Source organism: Mesorhizobium sp. B2-3-7, assembly GCF_006442695.1.
Classification (GTDB): Bacteria; Pseudomonadota; Alphaproteobacteria; order Rhizobiales; family Rhizobiaceae; genus Mesorhizobium.
The window spans coordinates 152828-168958 of record NZ_VFVV01000012.1; the positions used below are offsets into that span (position 1 = coordinate 152828).

Sequence of the window (16131 nt, forward strand, 5' to 3'; positions counted from 1 at the left end):
CTCCTGTTGCATCGTCACCCCCGATGCGATCCGCACGGCCATTGATCACGGCCGCCCGGCACGAAGCAGAAGGTCGAAATCCTTCCTGACCTTCCGCGACGTCTCCTTGAGATGTGCTTCCAGCACACCGAAATCCGGCAAGTCGGTGACCGCCAGAAGCAGATCCGAAAGTCCCGGCGGCACATCGTGCCGCTCGAACTGGCCGGTGAGGCAAAGCCTGATCATCTGGGTCAGCGCCAGATAGAGGCGGTAGGCCTCGCCAAGCTCGTCCCTGACATCGGCGGCTGCGAATTGTGGCGCAAGGCGCGACAATACCTCCGCGGTTGCCGTGACCCTGCGGCCGGACTCGACATTGCCCGTGACGACGGCCACCTGGGCGATGAATTCGAGATCGATCAGGCCGCCGGCAATGAGTTTGATGTCCCAGAGGTCGCGCGGCGGCTTTTCCTTTTCGATCATGGCGCGCATGTCGGACGCTTCCGCTTTCACCTTTGCTGCGTCGCGCGATTGCCCGAGCACCGCCGCAACGTCGGCTTCGACCTCGGCACAGAGCCTGGCATCTCCGGCAATGGCGCGCGCCCGCGACAGCGCCATGTGCTCCCAGGTCCAGGCCTCCTGGCGCTGGTATTTCTTGAAGGCGTCGACGTGGGTGGCCACCGGCCCCTTGTTGCCGGACGGCCGCAGCCGCAGGTCGAGTTCATAGAGCACGCCTTCCGCGGTCGGCGCGGAAACGGCCGAGATGAGGCGCTGCGTCATCCTGGTGTAGTAATGCGAGGGCGCCAGCGGTTTTTCACCGTCGGATTCCTCGGCGTCCGCATCGTGATCGTAGAGCAGGATGAGGTCGACATCCGACCCCGCCGTCAATTCACGGCTGCCGAGCTTGCCCATGCCGAGCAGCGAAACCACGCCACCGGCGATTGTGCCATGGCGCGCCTCGAATTCGGCCATAACAGCGCGCAACGCGGCCTCGATGGTGAGGTCGGCCAGGTCAGAAAAGGCGCGGCCTGCGCGGGCCGGATCGATCGAGCCGGCGAGCAGCCGCACGCCGATCAGGAATTTCTGCTCGGAGGCAAAGATGCGCAAACGATCGAGAACGTCCTCATAGGCGCGGTCGCCTTCGAGGAAAGCGGTAAGCCGTGCCGATAGATAGCCACGATCCGGCAATTCGGTGAGAAGAGCGGGATCGAGCAGGCCATCGAACACATGTGGCCGGCGCGTGATGATCGCGGCCAGTCGTGGCGCGGCGCCCATGATCGTCGCCATAAGCTTCAGCAGCGCCGGATTGGACTGGAGCAGCGAGAAGAGCTGGATGCCTGCAGGCAGGCCGGCGAGGAACTCGTCGAAACGGATCAACGCCTCATCGGCCCGACGCGTCTGGCCGAAAGCCTTGAGCAGCGCCGGCGTCAGTTCCGTCAGCCGTTCGCGCGCCTCAGCCGACTGGGTGACGCGGTAGCGACCGAAATGCCAGCCACGGATCACGCGGCAGATGTCGCTCGTTCGCTGGAAGCCGAGACCGTGCAACGTCTGCAGCGTATCGGGGTCGTCGACGTCGCCGGTGAAGACCAGATTGCCGATGCCTGCCGAAAGCTCCGGCGCGGTTTCGAACAGCGCCGCGTAGTGACGTTCGACCTGCTGCAGCGAGGCGCGGAAGCCCAGGGAAAAAGCAGCCGCATCGGCAAAGCCCAGCATGCGCGCGATTCGCTCCAGCTCTTCATCATCCTCCGGCAGGGTGTGCGTCTGCTCGTCGGCCACCATCTGGATGGCATGCTCGACCCTGCGCAGGAACCAATATTGCCGGGCCAGTGCGTCGCGTGCCTCGGCGGTGATCCAGCCGCGCGCGGCCAGTTGGCCGAGCATCGGCACGGTCTCGCGGCCTCGCAGTTCCGGGAAGCGGCCGCCGGCGATGAGCTGCTGCGTCTGGACGAAGAACTCGATCTCGCGGATGCCGCCGCGCCCGAGCTTGACGTTGTGGCCCTTGACCGCGATTTCGCCATGCCCCTTGTGGGCGTGGATCTGGCGTTTGATCGAGTGGACGTCGGCGATCGCGGCATAGTCCATGTATTTGCGCCAGATGTAAGGTTGGAGCTCCTTGAGGAAAGCGGTGCCGGCGTCCAGATCGCCGGCCACAGGACGCGCCTTGATCATGGCAGCGCGCTCCCAGTTCTGGCCGCGCGCCTCGTAGTAGCGCAGCGCCGCCTCGACCGGGATCGCCAGCGGGGTCGAACCGGGATCGGGACGCAGCCTGAGGTCGGTGCGGAAGACATAACCATGTTCGGTGCGGTCCTGCAGGATGCGCACCAGACGGCGCGTCAGCCGCGAAAACAGCTCCGTCGCATCGAGCGGATCGACGACGGCCGACGCTTCCGGGTCGAAGAAGACCACGAGGTCGATATCGGAGGAAAAATTGAGCTCATGCGCGCCAAGCTTGCCCATGCCGAGCAGGATCCAGCCCGACCGGTTCGAGGGATTGGCGGGATCCGGCAACTTCAGCTTGCCCTGGCCATGCGCGTCGCGCAGCAGAAAATCGACGGCGGCGCGCGTGCACGCATCGGCAAGGTCGCTCAACCGCCGCACCGTAAGCGAGGTCTCGGCCTCGGCGGCCAGATCGGCCAGCGCGATCAGGAAATGCGCATCGGCCTTCCATTGCCGCAGTTCCATCATCAATCTGGATTCGGAGATCGTCTCGGAGAACGATGCCCGGTCGATCGCCACGATGATCGCCTTCAGCCGGGCCTCGACCGGCTGGTCGAAAAGCCCATCCAATATCTGCGGCCGGCGACGCGCCATGTCACGCAGGAACGGCGACAGGTCGAAGACAGCGGCCAGGAAGTCCTGCGCCTCACCCGTTCCAGCCAGGAATTTCGCCAGCCGTGTCAATCCTTCTTCGCGTGCCAAGGTGGCGATCTCGGCCAGCTCCTGCCGGGCCCGGCTGTCGTCCAGAGGAGCAAGCCTTGCCGCGGGCTTCAACAGCCAGTCCTTCGCCGTCCGCTTTGCAGCCGCCGCCATCAATGATCCTCCCGCGCGGGAAAACTCATGACCACGGATAATCCGGGATTACCAGGCAACAGATCAAGCCGGCCATAGTGGAATGTCATGACCGCCTTTGCGAGGCTGAGGCCAAGCCCGGAACCTGGCTGGGAACGGCTCTTCTCGAGCCGCACGAACCGTTCGGTCGCCCGGGCGCGATCGGCATCGTCCGGAATGCCCTGGCCATTGTCGGCGACGACAAGCCTGATTTCGCCATGCGTGCGTTCGAGCGTCACGCGGACAGTCGGCTTGGAGGTGGAATCGGTCGAGTACTTGATCGCATTGTCGACGATGTTAGACAGCGCCTGGCCGATCAGCTCGCGGTTGCCGTCGACAAGGAATGCGCCATTGACCGCGGCTTCGAGCGAAACGCCAGCCTCTTCCGCCACCGGCTCGTAGAGTTCGACGACATCGCGCACGGCTGCGGCCAGATCGACGCGACTGGTGCTTTCGGAGGAATAACCCGCCTCCAGCCGGGAGATCATCAGGATGGCGTTGAAGGTCTTAATGAGCTGGTCGGACTCGGCGATGGTGCCTTCCAGCGCCTGGCGGTAGTTCGACGTCTTGTGCTTGCCCGAAAGCGTCGCCTCGGCGCGGTTGCGCAGCCGGGTCAGCGGCGTCTTCAGATCATGCGCGATGTTGTCGGAAACCTGCTTCAGCCCCTCGTTGAGCATGGCGATCCTGGCCAGCATGGCATTGAGGTTCTCGGAAAGCCGGTCGAATTCGTCACCGGCGCCGGTCACCGGCAGCCGGCCCGAAAGATCGCCGCCCATGATGCGGCGGCTGGCTTCCGAAACGCCATCGATGCGCTTCAGCGCGGCGCGGCCGACGAAAAACCAGATCAACAGCCCGCCCAGCCCCATCATGCCGAGCGCCAGCATCAGGGAGCGGCGGATGACGGCGCGGAACCGCTCAGGTTCGCCCAGATCGCGGCCGACCAGCATGATCATCTGGTTCGGCAGGCGCAGCACCAGGGCGATCGCATTGTGGCCCTTCTCGCCTTCGGATCGGACCGCCGTATCGCCGGCTTGGGGCGTGGTCTGATCGGAAGGTGTGCTGCGCTGCCGGTCGAGCTCGCCTTCGCCGAAACGACGGTAGGAGAACGGCTCGGTCGTCCAGCCTTCGGTTTCGATCACCCCCGGCTCCAGGCTCTGGACATTGCCGGTCAGGATCTGGCCGTTGGCGTCGGCGATCAAATAGAGATTGGCGCCGGGCTGGCGCGAGCGCTGCTCCACCACGCGCACCAGGACAGGCAGGCCGCCGCGCTGGTAGGCGCGGGCAAGGCCGAGCACTTCGTCGTTGATGGTCTCCTGCGTCTGCGCGGTCAGCATGCGCGCTGAAAGCGAGGTCATGTAGAGGACAAGCAGTACGGCGCAGAGCGCGAAGAGCAGGAGATAGAGCGCCGAGAGCCGCGCAGCCGTCGTCTTCATGATGGCAGGCACGGAAAGGGCCATGCCGTCGCCTAACCGGCCCTAAGCATGTAACCGGCGCCGCGAATCGTATGCAGGATGGGCTTGTCGAAGCCTTTTTCGATCTTGCCGCGCAGTCGCGAGACATGGACGTCGATGACGTTGGTCTGCGGATCGAAATGATAATCCCAGACATTTTCGAGCAGCATGGTGCGCGTCACCACCTGACCGGCATGGCGCATCAGATATTCAAGCAGGCGGAACTCGCGTGGCTGCAGCGTGATCTCGCGTCCGGCGCGCCTGACCGAATGCGAAAGCCGGTCAAGTTCGAGATCGCCGACGCGGTAGACGGTTTCGGCTTCCTTGGCGCTGGCCCGGCGGTTCAGCACCTCGACGCGGGCGAGCAGCTCGGAAAAGGCATAGGGCTTGGTCAGATAATCGTCGCCGCCGGCGCGTAGGCCGGTGACCCGATCGTCGACCTCGCCCAGCGCCGACAGGATCAGCACCGGCGTGGCGTTCCCCCTGGAGCGCAGGCCGGCGATGACCGAAAGGCCGTCGCGGCGCGGCATCATCCGGTCGATGACCATCACGTCGTAGTCGCCGGCATCGGCGAGCGCGAAGCCGGTCTCGCCGTCACCCGCGACATGCGCGGTGTGCCCGGCCTCGGTAAAGGCTTTCTGCAGATAATCCGCAGCCTCGCGATCGTCTTCTATGACGAGAATCTTCATAGGACCGTTATACGCGATTTCGCTGGAAGATTGAGTAGCCGGCATCTGCATTTTAGCCTTCGCCAAAGCGCATCGCGATCAAGATGATCCAGGCCGCGCGCGATAAAGTCTTGGTTCTCTGGTGTTACTTTCCCAGCATGCTGCCGGCATGCCGTTGCCACCAAAGCGCTCCGCTTGTTCGCTCAGCCTGAGCGCATGGTCCGCGGGGTGAGTGCGGCAGCGGGCGATGGGAAGCCCGCTGCCGCCGGAGGGGAGCACGATGACTGACTAACGTGCTCGGCTCCATACTTCCCGTGCGGCGGCTCGGGGGTGTTTGAAACCGCCGCACTGGAAAAGTCGTTCTCAGCCCTTGGCGACGGGCAGCGCCACAAAGCGGTTGTTGTCGTCGCGGGTGATCTGCATCAGGACAGCCTTGCGCCCGGATTTCACCGCTTCGTCCATGGCCTTGGTGACGTCGTCGGTGCCGTTGACTTCCATCGAATTGACCGCGGTGATGATGTCGCCCGGCTGGATGCCACGGTCGGCGGCATCGCTGTCGGGATCGACATCGGTCACCACCAAACCCTTGCCGTTCTCGGATTTGGTGACGGTCAGACCGAGATCGGCGAGCGTATCGGCCTTAGCCGGAGCCGCAGGCTTGTCGTCGGCCGAGGCCTGCTTGTCGCTTGAAGGCAGCTTGCCGAGCTCCACCTTGACGCTCTGGCTCTTGCCGTCGCGCCAGACCGTGACGTCAACCGACTTGCCCGGCGAATAGGCGCCAATCAGGCGGGCGAGTTCCTTCGGCGAAGCAACATCCTTGCCGTCGACCTGGGTGATCACGTCACCGGCGGTGATGCCGCTCTTCTTGCCGGGGCCGTCGTCCTGTGCGCTGGATACCAGTGCGCCGTTGTTGGACTTCAGGCCGAGCGATTCGGCGATGTCTGATGTGACCGGCTGGATCTCGACGCCGAGCCAGCCGCGCTGCACGGCACCGCTCTTCATCAGATCCTCGACGACCTGCTTGGCGGTCGAGGCAGGAATGTCGAAGGCGATGCCGACGCTGCCGCCGGAAGGCGAGAAGATAGCGGTGTTGATGCCGACCACCTGACCGCTGAGGTTGAAGGTCGGGCCGCCAGAATTGCCGCGGTTGACCGAGGCGTCGATCTGGATGAAATCATCATAGGGACCGGCGCCGATGTCACGGCCCCGCGCCGAGACAATGCCGGCGGTGACGGTGCCGCCGAGACCGAAGGGGTTGCCGACGGCCACGACCCAATCGCCGACCCGAACCTTGGAGTCGTCGGCGAAGTCGACATAGGTAAATTTGCCGCCACCCTCGACCTTGAGCACCGCGAGGTCGGTGCGCGGGTCGGTACCGACCAGCTTGGCGTCGAGTTCCTTGCCGTCATTGGTCACCACGGTGAAGGCGGTGCCCTCTTCGACGACATGGTTGTTGGTGACGAGATAGCCATCCTCGGAGATGAAGAAGCCCGACCCTTGAGCCACCGGGCGCGGCTCGCCATTACCGCGGTCACGATGCCCGAACCGGCGGTGGCCATCGTCGTTCTGGCCGCCCTGATCGCCAAAGCCGCGGAATTCCTTGAAAAAGCGGCGCAGCTGCGGATTGTTGGGCAAATTGTCGAAACCGTCCTGGTCGTCGGAGCCGTCATCGGCGGTGGGCTGGACCTTGGCCTTAACCTTGACGCTGACAACGGCGGGCGAAACGCGCTCGACGACATCGGCGAAGCTGGGGACCTGCGGCGCCTCGACGCGCACGGCATCGGCCAGAACGGGGCTGGTTCCGCTGGTCAACGCGCCAACGCCGATCGCGCCGGCAACGGCGACGGAAGCGACGGCAGCCAGGAGACGCTTGCGGGTGCGGGAATATGAATTGGGGGCAATATTCATGGGGTCTCGTATCCTCTTTTCGAAGGGACGCGCCTTGTCGGCATCCTGTGGAAGAGAATTAGAGCGGCGTACATTACGACGCCATTTCCGACGCATGAAATTTTGGTAATGTTGGCGAACGATCGCCGCCTGCACTCAATCGCGGCGCAGGATCGCCTCCAGTGCCGCCCGCTCGTCGGCGGAGAGGGATTTTGTCGCCAGTGTCCGGCGCGATCTCGCGCTGAGCACGACGAACAGGCCACCGGCCAAAAGCAGGATCACCGGCGTGCCCCAAAGCAGAGCGTTGCGCAGGTCGAAGCGCGGCTTCAGCAGCACGAACTCGCCGTAGCGCGAAACCACATAGTCCATCACCTGCTTGTCGGTATCGCCAGCGACCAGGCGCTGGCGCACCAGAACGCGCAGGTCACGGGCAAGATCGGCATCGGATTCGTCGATCGACTGGTTCTGGCAGACCATGCAGCGCAGCCCTTCCGACAGCGCTCGCGCTCTCGCTTCCAGCGTCGGATCGGCAAGCATCTCGTCGGGCTTCACCGCCAGCGCCGTGCCGGCAAAGGACAGCGCCAGCACCATCACGAGCGACGCGATGGACAACTTCGCCTTCATGGCAGGCCCGCGGGGCTCATGGCGCCGGCCTGCTTGCGGCGGCGCGAGGGTGCGCCGACGCGCAGGCGCCTGTCCATCAGCGACATGGCCGCACCAACCATCATGACCAGGCCGCCGCCCCAGATCAGCGTCACCAGCGGTTTCCACCACAGGCGCACCACGACCGATCCGTCATTGCCCTCGTCGCCGAGCGAAATGTAAAGCTGCGAAAGGCCCATCGTCCTGATGCCTGATTCCGTCGTCGTCGTCTGGCGTACCGGATAGAAGCGCTTGGCCGAGCTGATTTCGCCAACCGGACTGCCGCCGACACCGATCAGTTGGAAGCGACCGCGATCCTCGCTGTAATTCGGTCCCTGCGCCGGATGGAGCCCGACGAAACGCAGAGTGTGGCCGGACAATTCGACGGTTTGCCCGGCATGCATCGACAGGATCTTCTCGGTGCCGAAGCAAAGCGTGCCGACGATGCCAAGCGTGGTCAGGCCAAGACCGAGGTGGGCAAGCGCTGTGCCGAAGACCGAGCGCGGCAGGCCGAGCAGGCGCCTGACCATGACCCTCGCAGCCACATTGCCGAACCCCGCCTTGACAGCGAGGTCGGTGAGAGCGCCGAGGATCAGCCAGACGGCAAGACCCACGCCAAGGGCTGCGAATACCGAAGCGCCGTTGATGAACAGGGCGGTGACCAGCGTTGCCAGAAGCGCCGCCGCGAAAGCTGCCATCAGGCGCTGCGCGACGGCGAAGACGTCGCCGCGCTTCCAGGCCAGCAGCGGCCCGAACGGAACCATGGCCAGCAACGGCACCATGAGCGGTCCGAAGGTGAGGTCGAAGAACGGCGCGCCGACCGAAATCTTGTCGGCCGAAAGGGCCTCGACGGCCAACGGATAGAGCGTACCGACGAGTACGGTGGCGGTGGCCGTGGTCAGGAACAAATTATTCAGCACCAGCGCGCCTTCGCGCGAAACCGGATGAAAGAGGCCGCCGGCCGTCAGCCTCGAGGCACGCAGTGCAAACAGCGTCAATGATCCACCGATGAACAACGTCAGTATGCACAGGATGAAGATGCCGCGCGTCGGATCGGTGGCGAAGGCATGCACCGAGGTCAGGACGCCCGAACGCACCAGGAAGGTGCCGAGCAACGACAGTGAAAAGGTCAGGATGGCGAGCAGCAGCGTCCAGATCTTCAGTGCCGAACGCTTTTCCATGACGATGGCCGAATGGAGCAGCGCGGTGCCCGCCAGCCACGGCATGAAGGAGGCGTTCTCGACCGGATCCCAGAACCAGAAGCCGCCCCAGCCGAGCTCGTAATAAGCCCAGTACGAGCCCATGGCGATGCCGCCGGTCAGGAACATCCAGGCCACCAGGGTCCACGGCCGTACCCATCGCGCCCAGGACGCATCGATGCGTCCGTCGATGAGCGCGGCTACCGAGAACGAGAAACAGATCGAAAAGCCGACATAGCCGAGATAGAGCAGTGGCGGGTGCACTGCGAGGCCGAGATCCTGCAAAATGGGATTGAGATCGCGCCCTTCGATGGGCGCCGGCGAAAGCCTGGCGAAGGGATTGGACGTTGCCAGGATAAACAGGAAGAATGTCGCGCCGATCGCACCCTGCACGGCAAGCACGTTGGCGCGTAGCGTCGCCGGCAGGTTGGAGCCGAAGGCGGCGACCAGCGCACCGAAGAAGGTCAGGATCAACACCCAGAGCAGCATCGAGCCTTCGTGATTGCCCCAGGTTCCAGTGATCTTATAGATCATCGGCTGCAGCGAATGGGAATTTTCCCAGACGCTGGCGACCGAGAAATCGGAGCTCGCATAGGCGCTGACCAGTGCGGCGAAGGACAGCGCCGTCAGGGCAAAGCCGGTGATCGCGACGGGAGCGCCGACCGCCATCAGGCGCTGATTGTTGGTGCGGGCGCCAAACAGCGGCACCACCGTCTGCACCAGCGCCAGCGCGAAGGCCAGGACCAGCGCGAAATGTCCGGTCTCAACCATGATCGCCAACCCGGCTATATCGAGCCTGCCTATTCACTCTTGCTCTCCTGCCAAACGCCCTTGGCCTTCAGCCCATCGGCCACTTCCTTGGGCATGTAGCGCTCGTCGTGCTTGGCCAGAACGCTGTCGGCCACAAAGACGCCATCCGGGCCGAACGTGCCCTCGGTGATGACCCCCTGCTCCTCGCGAAATAGGTCAGGCAGGATGCCTGTATAGGTGACCTTGACCGATTTATGGGTATCGGTCACCGAGAACGCCACTGTCGCCCCCTGCCCGCGCTGGATCGTGCCTTTTTCCACCAGGCCGCCCAGCCTGATGCGCTGGCCCGGCTGCACCGTCGCCGTGGCCAGATCGGCGGGCATGTAGAAATAGGACGCCTTCTGGCCGAGCGCATAGAATGTCAGGCCGGTGGCGGCGCCGAGGAAGGCCAGGCCGCCCGCGATCACCGACAATCGTTTCTGTTTGCGTGTCATTGTCCGGTCCAGCCCTATTGCGTCGCCGTCAGGCCGAGCGAAGCGGCAAAAGCGGTGAATTTCCTGGCTTCGTCACTGTCGGCTCCAAAGACGGCAATAGCTCGGCTCAGCGCCTCGCGCGCCTGGTCGGCCTTGCCCAGCACGATGTAGGAACGAACGAGCCGCATCCATCCTTCCGGGTCGCGCGGATTCTGCCGCAGCTTCTCGTCGAGCCCGGCGACCATGGTGTTGATCATGGCTTCCCTGTCCTGCGGCGACATCGATGAAGCGGCATCGATATCGCCCGCGGTCGGTCCGTTTGCCGGCTCGCTCGAAGCGATGCCTGCATTGCCGGCGCCGGAACTATCGGACTTGGCCAGCGCCTGCTCGATCGCGCCGCGCCATGGCGAATCCTTCGGCAGCGTGCCCAGCATCGCCTGCCAGGCCGCGGCCGCCTCCTTGCTGCGGCCCTCCTGCGCCAAGGCCATAGCCAGGTAGAAGCCGGCCTTGGCATTGGCCGGGTCAAGTTTCAGGGCCGCCTCGAAGGCCTCCTGGGCATCCGCCGAAACGATGCCGCCGGCCGCGCTGGCGATCGCCTCGCCGAGACCGGCCCGGCGAACAGCGCTGTCGCCGTCGAGGCGAATGGCGTTGCGATAGGCGGCGACCGCGTCGGAAAAGCGCTGCATGCGCAGATAGACCGGCGCCAGCACGTCCCATCCTCTGCCGTCGGACGGATTGGCGGCAAGATGGGCTTCGGCGCGAGCCACAAGTTCGTCGACCGAGCTGTCGGCCGGATTCTTGGCCAGCCGCTCGCTGAGCGGCTGCGAGGGCAGATCGGGCGAGCCTATGTTGATGTAGAGGCCCCAACTGACCAGCGGCACCGCCAGCACGGCCGCGGTGGCGACAAGCCGCGTCGCGACGGATGTACGTCCGACGGATGCGCTGCCGGTCTGGTCCGCATTGTCGAGACGAAGGATGCGCCGGGCGATCTCGGCGCGCGCCTCATCGGCTTCGGCAGGCTTGATCAGGCCACGGGCGGCGTCGCGGTCGAGTTCGGACAGTTGGTCGCGATAAACTTCCAGATCGTGCTCGCCGCTCGAAGACGCGCTTCTGGCGCCACCGGCCAGCGGCAGCAGCACCGCCAGGCTGGCGCCCAGCGTTAGGATTGCGGCTATGACCCAGAACAGCATGGTTCTTCCAATAACGGCAGAGCCTTGCCCTGCCAACACAAGCATACTGCGACGCTTTGACGGCGGGCGCGCCGCATATCCTTCATCGACATCAACCGGCCGGGTCCGAAATGGACCGGCTAGCCTGTCAGGTGAGCGGCGTCCAACTGCCATCGGCGTTGCGGCAAGCCGTTCCACGCGCCGTGACCCCTGCCCCGCCGGTAAAGACGGTCTGCGTGTACTGGCGGCAGTCCTGTGAGCCGACGCGGTAGGGCTGAGCCGGAACCACTTCGCCATAACGGGACGCCTGGGTGCCCTTCCACGTCACCTTCTGGCCGCTCGTGGTGTATTCGAGCGCCTTGTATTCAGCCTCGAGCGCGCTGCGCTTTTCGGCGTCGCTAAGCCCGCTGCCGATCGACCCGCCAATGAGGCCGCCGCCCATCGCAGAGATAATCGTCGTGGCGACTTTGCCGCCGCCGGATGGCGTCGAGGCCGGCGTCGCAGCGATGGTGGGAGCCTTGCCGCCCGAGGTGGTGCAGCCAGAAACGGCCATCAATGCGGAAACAAGCGCGACGCGAATCTTCATGCCAACAACCGGTTTTCTTGAGCTGGAGCCTGTCATGGATGAGCCGGGGGCCGCGTCATCGGAGAAGTCGGCGAGCCTATAATGTTGATATTTGTCGGAAATTTGGCCGTTGGGCCCGCTACGGAGCCAATCGGTGCCCCGCCATAACATGCCCAGCCCGTCAATGTCGATCGGCCGGGGAAAGGCATCACTGAAGGCTCCGCAATCGCACTACCGCCTTCAATCCGCCCATGCCGGACCGTTCGAGCAGCAGTATGCCTCCATACTCGTTGACGAGGTCGGCGACAATGGCCAAGCCGAGACCCGTGCCCGGCTTGGTCTCGTCCAGGCGTCGTCCGCGTTTCAACGCTTCGCGCGCTTTTTCCTCGGGTATGCCCGGTCCGTCGTCTTCGATGGCGATCTCGAACATGTTGTCGTCCTTGTCACCCACGGGAACGACGGAAATCGAAACCGCGCTCTTCGCCCATTTCATCGCGTTTTCGAGCAGATTGCCGAGCAACTCCTCGAGGTCCTCGCGCTCGCCGGCAAAGACGATCTCGATCGGCGGCAGCGACAACGACAGGTTGGTCTGCGGATTGAGCTTCTGCAAGACCCTGACCATGCGCTGCACCAACGGCGCTATCGGCGTGCGATAGACGACGCTGTCGCGCTGCGCCGCGACGCGGGCGCGCTGGAGATAGTGATCGACCTGCTTCTGCATGGAAGCGGCCTGTTCGGCGATCAGTTGCCCCTTGGCGCCACCAAGCGCCCGCCCCTCGTTGAGCAGCACCGCCAGCGGTGTCTTCAGGGAATGGGCGAGATTGCCGACCTGAGTCCGCGAGCGCTCGACGATACGCCGGTTGTTCTCGATCAAGGCATTGGTTTCGTTGGCAAGCGGTTCAATCTCGGCTGGAAACTGGCCGTCAAGTCTTTGCGCGGTGCCTTCGCGCACCATGGCGAGCGCGTTCCTGACCCTTCGCAGCGGTTGCAGGCCGAGCAGGATGGCGATGGCGTTGATGGCGATCATGCCGACGCCGAACAGGGAAAGGTAGGTCAGGAGGCGGCGCTGGAAGGTGGCGATCTCCTGTTCCAGTTCGGTCTTGTTGCCCATGACGCGAAAGCGGGCGGCGCGGTTCTTGGCATCGAGAACGAATTCGCTCTCGAACACGACCAACTCCTCGCCATCGATGCCTTGCGCCGCGTAGCTGCGCTGGAAATTGGCGTTGAAGGGAACGTCCGCCACATCGGGCGACGGGATCGTCTTGGTCATCGACGATGAGTGGAGATTGCCGTGCACCCCTTCCGAGGCGGGTTCGACGGACCAGTACCAGCCCGAATTCGGTTCCGAGAAGCGGAGGTCGCCGAGATCCGGAGCGCCGGTGAGCGCGCCGGTGTCGGAAATGCCGATGGAGCCGATCAGGTTGAACAGATGCGCAGAAAGCAGGCTGTCGAAACCGCGCTCGCTGGCCTGGCGGTAGAGCGTGGTAATGAGGGTGAAAATGACGATGAGGGTCAGGATCGCCCAGACCGTGGAAAAGGCGATGACGCGGAACGTCAGCGAGCGCGGCCACAAGCGCAGCGAGAGCCGCTTGCTCACGGTTGGGTTGGTAGGGAGCGGTTCCGCCTTACGCCTCCGGCTCACGCATGCGATAACCCATGCCGCGCACGGTTTCGATCATGTCGATGCCCATTTTCTTGCGGAGCCGTCCGACAAACACCTCGATCGTGTTGGAATCGCGGTCGAAATCCTGGTCGTAGAGATGCTCTACCAGTTCGGTCCGCGAGACGACCTCGCCCATGTGATGCATCAGGTAGGCAAGCAGGCGGAACTCATGCGATGTCAGCTTCAACGGCACGCCGGCGACATCGGCCTTCGAGGCCTTGGTGTCGAGGCGTAGCGGCCCGCAGGTCAGTTCGGATGAGGCGTGGCCGGCGGCGCGGCGGATCAGCGCCCTGACCCGCGCCAGGACCTCCTCGATGTGGAACGGCTTGGTGACATAGTCGTCCGCGCCGGCGTCGATGCCGGAGACCTTGTCGCTCCAGCGGTCGCGGGCGGTCAGGATCAGCACCGGCATCTTGCGGCCGCCGCGCCGCCAGCGCTCGACCACGCTGATGCCGTCCATTTGCGGCAGGCCGATGTCGAGCACGACCGCGTCGTAGGGCTCGGTGTCACCGAGAAAATGGCCCTCCTCGCCGTCATATGCCCGGTCGACGACATAGCCGGCGTCGACCAGCGCATCCGATATCTGCCGGTTGAGATCCTTGTCATCCTCGACGACCAGTACGCGCATGCGAAGACCACTGCCTGTTGACCGATTGCTTCAGCTATAGGCCGATTCCGCCGGCCTGGGAAACGACGGGGGTCAGTTCTGCGGGACGACGATCTCGGAGCGGCGCGGACGCTGCCCGTTCTTGCCCGGAACGAGCACGACGATGACGCAGACCGGCTGCCCGCCTCGCGTCGACTGCGAGGCCTTGGCAAGCGTCCCGCCATTCTGCTCGGCCACCTGCTGGCCGATCGCGTAGCAGTCGGCCGCCGCCACGACAATCGATTCATCCTGCGCGGCTGCCGGCGCCACGCTTGCCGGCACCGCAAGCAGCCCGGCGCAGAGCGCCAGGGTCGCGGTTCGGAAATGGGAGCGAAGCGTTCTCATGGCCAGCGTTGTAACGCATCGGCGCTGAACGTGAAATGAACGGTGATCGCCGCTGAAACCATGCTCAGCCACCCCTGCAATGCGAGACAAACAAATTGAGATTTCACCGCCCAACCCGATGAAACCCATGAAGTTCCAGTCTAGACTCCGTTTCGTTCATATTGAAAGCGCGCGTCAGGCGTTTTCCTGGGTCAGCGCCCGAAAACGCAGCAGGCCGTGATGGACAAGCAGTTCCTCGTCATAGCGCGCCTCGCTGAATTCGAGCGACAGGCGTGTCTGGCCGCGAGCACCGACCTCCAGCACCGCGTCGGCAAGGCGCGCCTCGATGGCATCCATGATGGCGCGCGTTTCGGCTTCGCCATGGGCCTTCGACCAGACATGCAGCGTAATAAGTTGATCGTCGCGGTTCTCGGCGCCAGTGTCCCAGTCAAAGGCGCAAGTCTGGCCGCATGTGACATAGGGAAAGGCGACGTTGTCGGTTGGTTGTTCGCGCAGTCCGGCGCCGCCCAGCAGAGCCGACAGGGACGGATCGCTTTTTAGCCTCAGAAACAGTGCCTGTTGCAAATCGCCGGGCGCCGTCATCGTTTCTCCCTCACCCGGTGCGCTATCGACCCTGCTCGCCAGAAGCTCTTCCGCACTCCAGACGCTTTGCCATATAAAGCCATTTACCGAACGAACACGATTGCCGATTCGTTGTCACGATGATGAATGTCGATGATCTCGAAAATACGACTTCCCGACAATCTCGTCAGCGACGATGAATAGCGGGTATCCTTTGCGCACCGCAAGCATCAGCAACACCCGGCAGCGCCGCATTTCCTAATTTCAGGAGCTGACCATGCTCGATCCAGAAAAGGCCAGGGCCGCGTCGCGCCTCCTGGTAGGCCATTGGGACAAGGGCACCCGCCTCGACGCCATACCCGAGGAATTGCGGCCGAAGACGCGGGCCGAAGGCTACGCCATCCAGTCGCACGTCATGGATCGCTCAGTGGCTCCGCTCTTCGGCTGGAAGATCGCGGCAACCAGCCTGGCCGGCCAGCGGCATATCAACGTCGACGGCCCGATGGCCGGGCGCCTCCTCGCCGAGAAGGCGGTCGAGGTCGGTGGCTCCGTTTCCCTGGCGACAAGCAAGATGCGTGTCGCCGAGATCGAATTCGCCTTCCGGTTCAGCCGTCAGTTGCCGCCTCGCCCGGGGCCTTATGAAATCGGTGATGTAATGGACGCCGTGGCGAGTTTGCATCCGGCGATCGAAATACCGGACTCCCGCTATGACGATTTCTGCGCTGTCGGCGCGCCGCAGCTCATCGCCGACAATGCTTGTGCCAATCTGTTCGTCATCGGCGAGGCGGCGGAAGACGATTGGCGTGACGTAGATTTCGCGAAGCACCCGGTGGCCGCTTCTGTCTCTGGAAGGTCGCAGCATACCGGATCAGGAGCAGCCGTGTTGGGCGATCCGCGTGTTGCGCTGACCTGGATCGTCAACGAACTGTCGGGGCTGGGCATAACGCTCCAGCCGGGGCAAGTGGTGATAACCGGCACCTGCGTGACGCCGATAAATGTCGAGGCCGGCGACGAAGTCATCGGCGATTTGGGCAGGTTCGGCCGGGTCTCGGTGCGCTTCTGCTAGCAGTTTTACCCCTGTGACAATC

The 16131-nt window shown here is 64.0% G+C and carries 14 protein-coding genes; 1 reads left to right on the top strand and 13 read right to left on the bottom strand.

Annotated elements, in window-relative coordinates; translation table 11 throughout:
* Window positions 1-45: 45 nt before the first annotated feature.
* From FJ940_RS22705 to FJ940_RS22765, 13 genes are all read right to left on the bottom strand, one after another.
* Window positions 46-3006 (bottom strand): bifunctional [glutamine synthetase] adenylyltransferase/[glutamine synthetase]-adenylyl-L-tyrosine phosphorylase, encoded by a 2961-nt coding sequence (locus tag FJ940_RS22705; protein ID WP_140657999.1) that lies wholly within the window; start codon window positions 3004-3006, stop codon window positions 46-48.
* Window positions 3006-4481, bottom strand: coding sequence for a HAMP domain-containing sensor histidine kinase (locus FJ940_RS22710; RefSeq protein ID WP_140580859.1), 1476 nt, complete (start codon window positions 4479-4481; stop codon window positions 3006-3008). Before FJ940_RS22710 ends, FJ940_RS22705 begins: the two co-directional genes overlap by 1 nt.
* Window positions 4482-4489: 8 nt before the next feature.
* Window positions 4490-5164, bottom strand: a complete 675-nt coding sequence (locus tag FJ940_RS22715; protein WP_181165141.1) for a response regulator transcription factor — start codon at window positions 5162-5164, stop codon at window positions 4490-4492.
* 342 nt (window positions 5165-5506) lie between these two features.
* A complete protein-coding gene (locus FJ940_RS22720; protein WP_140494686.1) occupies window positions 5507-7051 on the bottom strand; it encodes a Do family serine endopeptidase in 1545 nt (514 codons plus the stop codon).
* Window positions 7052-7186: 135 nt separating this feature from the next.
* Complete coding sequence (locus tag FJ940_RS22725; RefSeq protein ID WP_140494688.1) at window positions 7187-7654, bottom strand: cytochrome c-type biogenesis protein; 468 nt, start codon at window positions 7652-7654, stop codon at window positions 7187-7189.
* The gene (locus FJ940_RS22730; RefSeq protein WP_140494690.1) at window positions 7651-9642 is read right to left on the bottom strand and encodes a heme lyase CcmF/NrfE family subunit; all 1992 of its coding nucleotides are present in this window, start codon (window positions 9640-9642) and stop codon (window positions 7651-7653) included. Before FJ940_RS22730 ends, FJ940_RS22725 begins: the two co-directional genes overlap by 4 nt.
* 29 nt (window positions 9643-9671) lie before the next feature.
* Window positions 9672-10115 carry a cytochrome c maturation protein CcmE gene (gene ccmE / locus FJ940_RS22735; RefSeq protein WP_140494692.1) on the bottom strand — a complete coding sequence of 148 codons (444 nt, stop codon included), beginning with the start codon at window positions 10113-10115 and terminating at the stop codon, window positions 9672-9674.
* 14 nt (window positions 10116-10129) lie between these two features.
* A complete protein-coding gene (ccmI, locus tag FJ940_RS22740) occupies window positions 10130-11284 on the bottom strand; it encodes a c-type cytochrome biogenesis protein CcmI (RefSeq protein WP_140555843.1) in 1155 nt (384 codons plus the stop codon).
* Window positions 11285-11411: 127 nt separating this feature from the next.
* The gene (locus FJ940_RS22745) at window positions 11412-11849 is read right to left on the bottom strand and encodes a hypothetical protein (RefSeq protein ID WP_140658001.1); all 438 of its coding nucleotides are present in this window, start codon (window positions 11847-11849) and stop codon (window positions 11412-11414) included.
* Window positions 11850-12036: 187 nt separating this feature from the next.
* Window positions 12037-13425, bottom strand: a complete 1389-nt coding sequence (locus tag FJ940_RS22750; protein WP_281405892.1) for an ATP-binding protein — start codon at window positions 13423-13425, stop codon at window positions 12037-12039.
* Window positions 13426-13453: 28 nt separating this feature from the next.
* Window positions 13454-14119: a response regulator transcription factor gene (locus FJ940_RS22755; protein WP_140494700.1), complete on the bottom strand. Its 666-nt coding sequence runs from the start codon at window positions 14117-14119 to the stop codon at window positions 13454-13456.
* Window positions 14120-14191: 72 nt separating this feature from the next.
* On the bottom strand, window positions 14192-14482 hold the full coding sequence (locus tag FJ940_RS22760; RefSeq protein ID WP_140494702.1) for a hypothetical protein: 291 nt from the start codon (window positions 14480-14482) through the stop codon (window positions 14192-14194).
* Window positions 14483-14656: 174 nt separating this feature from the next.
* Entirely contained in the window at window positions 14657-15064 is a 408-nt protein-coding gene (locus tag FJ940_RS22765) for a DUF3168 domain-containing protein (protein WP_140494704.1), read from the bottom strand.
* Window positions 15065-15320: 256 nt separating this feature from the next.
* Between FJ940_RS22765 and FJ940_RS22770 the strand changes: the two genes are divergently transcribed.
* Complete coding sequence (locus tag FJ940_RS22770; RefSeq protein ID WP_140580856.1) at window positions 15321-16109, top strand: fumarylacetoacetate hydrolase family protein; 789 nt, start codon at window positions 15321-15323, stop codon at window positions 16107-16109.
* The last annotated feature ends 22 nt before the right edge of the window (window positions 16110-16131 follow it).

Excerpts from the sequence above, each read along its gene's own strand:
- ccmI (WP_140555843.1), bottom strand. The coding sequence starts at position 11,284 with ATGCTGTTCTGGGTCATAGCCGCAATCCTAACGCTGGGCGCCAGCCTG.
- FJ940_RS22755 (WP_140494700.1), bottom strand. The coding sequence starts at position 14,119 with ATGCGCGTACTGGTCGTCGAGGATGACAAGGATCTCAACCGGCAGATA.
- FJ940_RS22760 (WP_140494702.1), bottom strand. The coding sequence starts at position 14,482 with ATGAGAACGCTTCGCTCCCATTTCCGAACCGCGACCCTGGCGCTCTGC.
- FJ940_RS22725 (WP_140494688.1), bottom strand. The coding sequence starts at position 7,654 with ATGAAGGCGAAGTTGTCCATCGCGTCGCTCGTGATGGTGCTGGCGCTG.
- FJ940_RS22715 (WP_181165141.1), bottom strand. The coding sequence starts at position 5,164 with ATGAAGATTCTCGTCATAGAAGACGATCGCGAGGCTGCGGATTATCTG.
- FJ940_RS22705 (WP_140657999.1), bottom strand. The coding sequence starts at position 3,006 with ATGGCGGCGGCTGCAAAGCGGACGGCGAAGGACTGGCTGTTGAAGCCC.
- ccmE (WP_140494692.1), bottom strand. The coding sequence starts at position 10,115 with ATGACACGCAAACAGAAACGATTGTCGGTGATCGCGGGCGGCCTGGCC.
- FJ940_RS22730 (WP_140494690.1), bottom strand. The coding sequence starts at position 9,642 with ATGGTTGAGACCGGACATTTCGCGCTGGTCCTGGCCTTCGCGCTGGCG.
- FJ940_RS22710 (WP_140580859.1), bottom strand. The coding sequence starts at position 4,481 with ATGGCCCTTTCCGTGCCTGCCATCATGAAGACGACGGCTGCGCGGCTC.
- FJ940_RS22745 (WP_140658001.1), bottom strand. The coding sequence starts at position 11,849 with ATGAAGATTCGCGTCGCGCTTGTTTCCGCATTGATGGCCGTTTCTGGC.
- FJ940_RS22770 (WP_140580856.1), top strand. The coding sequence starts at position 15,321 with ATGCTCGATCCAGAAAAGGCCAGGGCCGCGTCGCGCCTCCTGGTAGGC.
- FJ940_RS22765 (WP_140494704.1), bottom strand. The coding sequence starts at position 15,064 with ATGACGGCGCCCGGCGATTTGCAACAGGCACTGTTTCTGAGGCTAAAA.
- FJ940_RS22720 (WP_140494686.1), bottom strand. The coding sequence starts at position 7,051 with ATGAATATTGCCCCCAATTCATATTCCCGCACCCGCAAGCGTCTCCTG.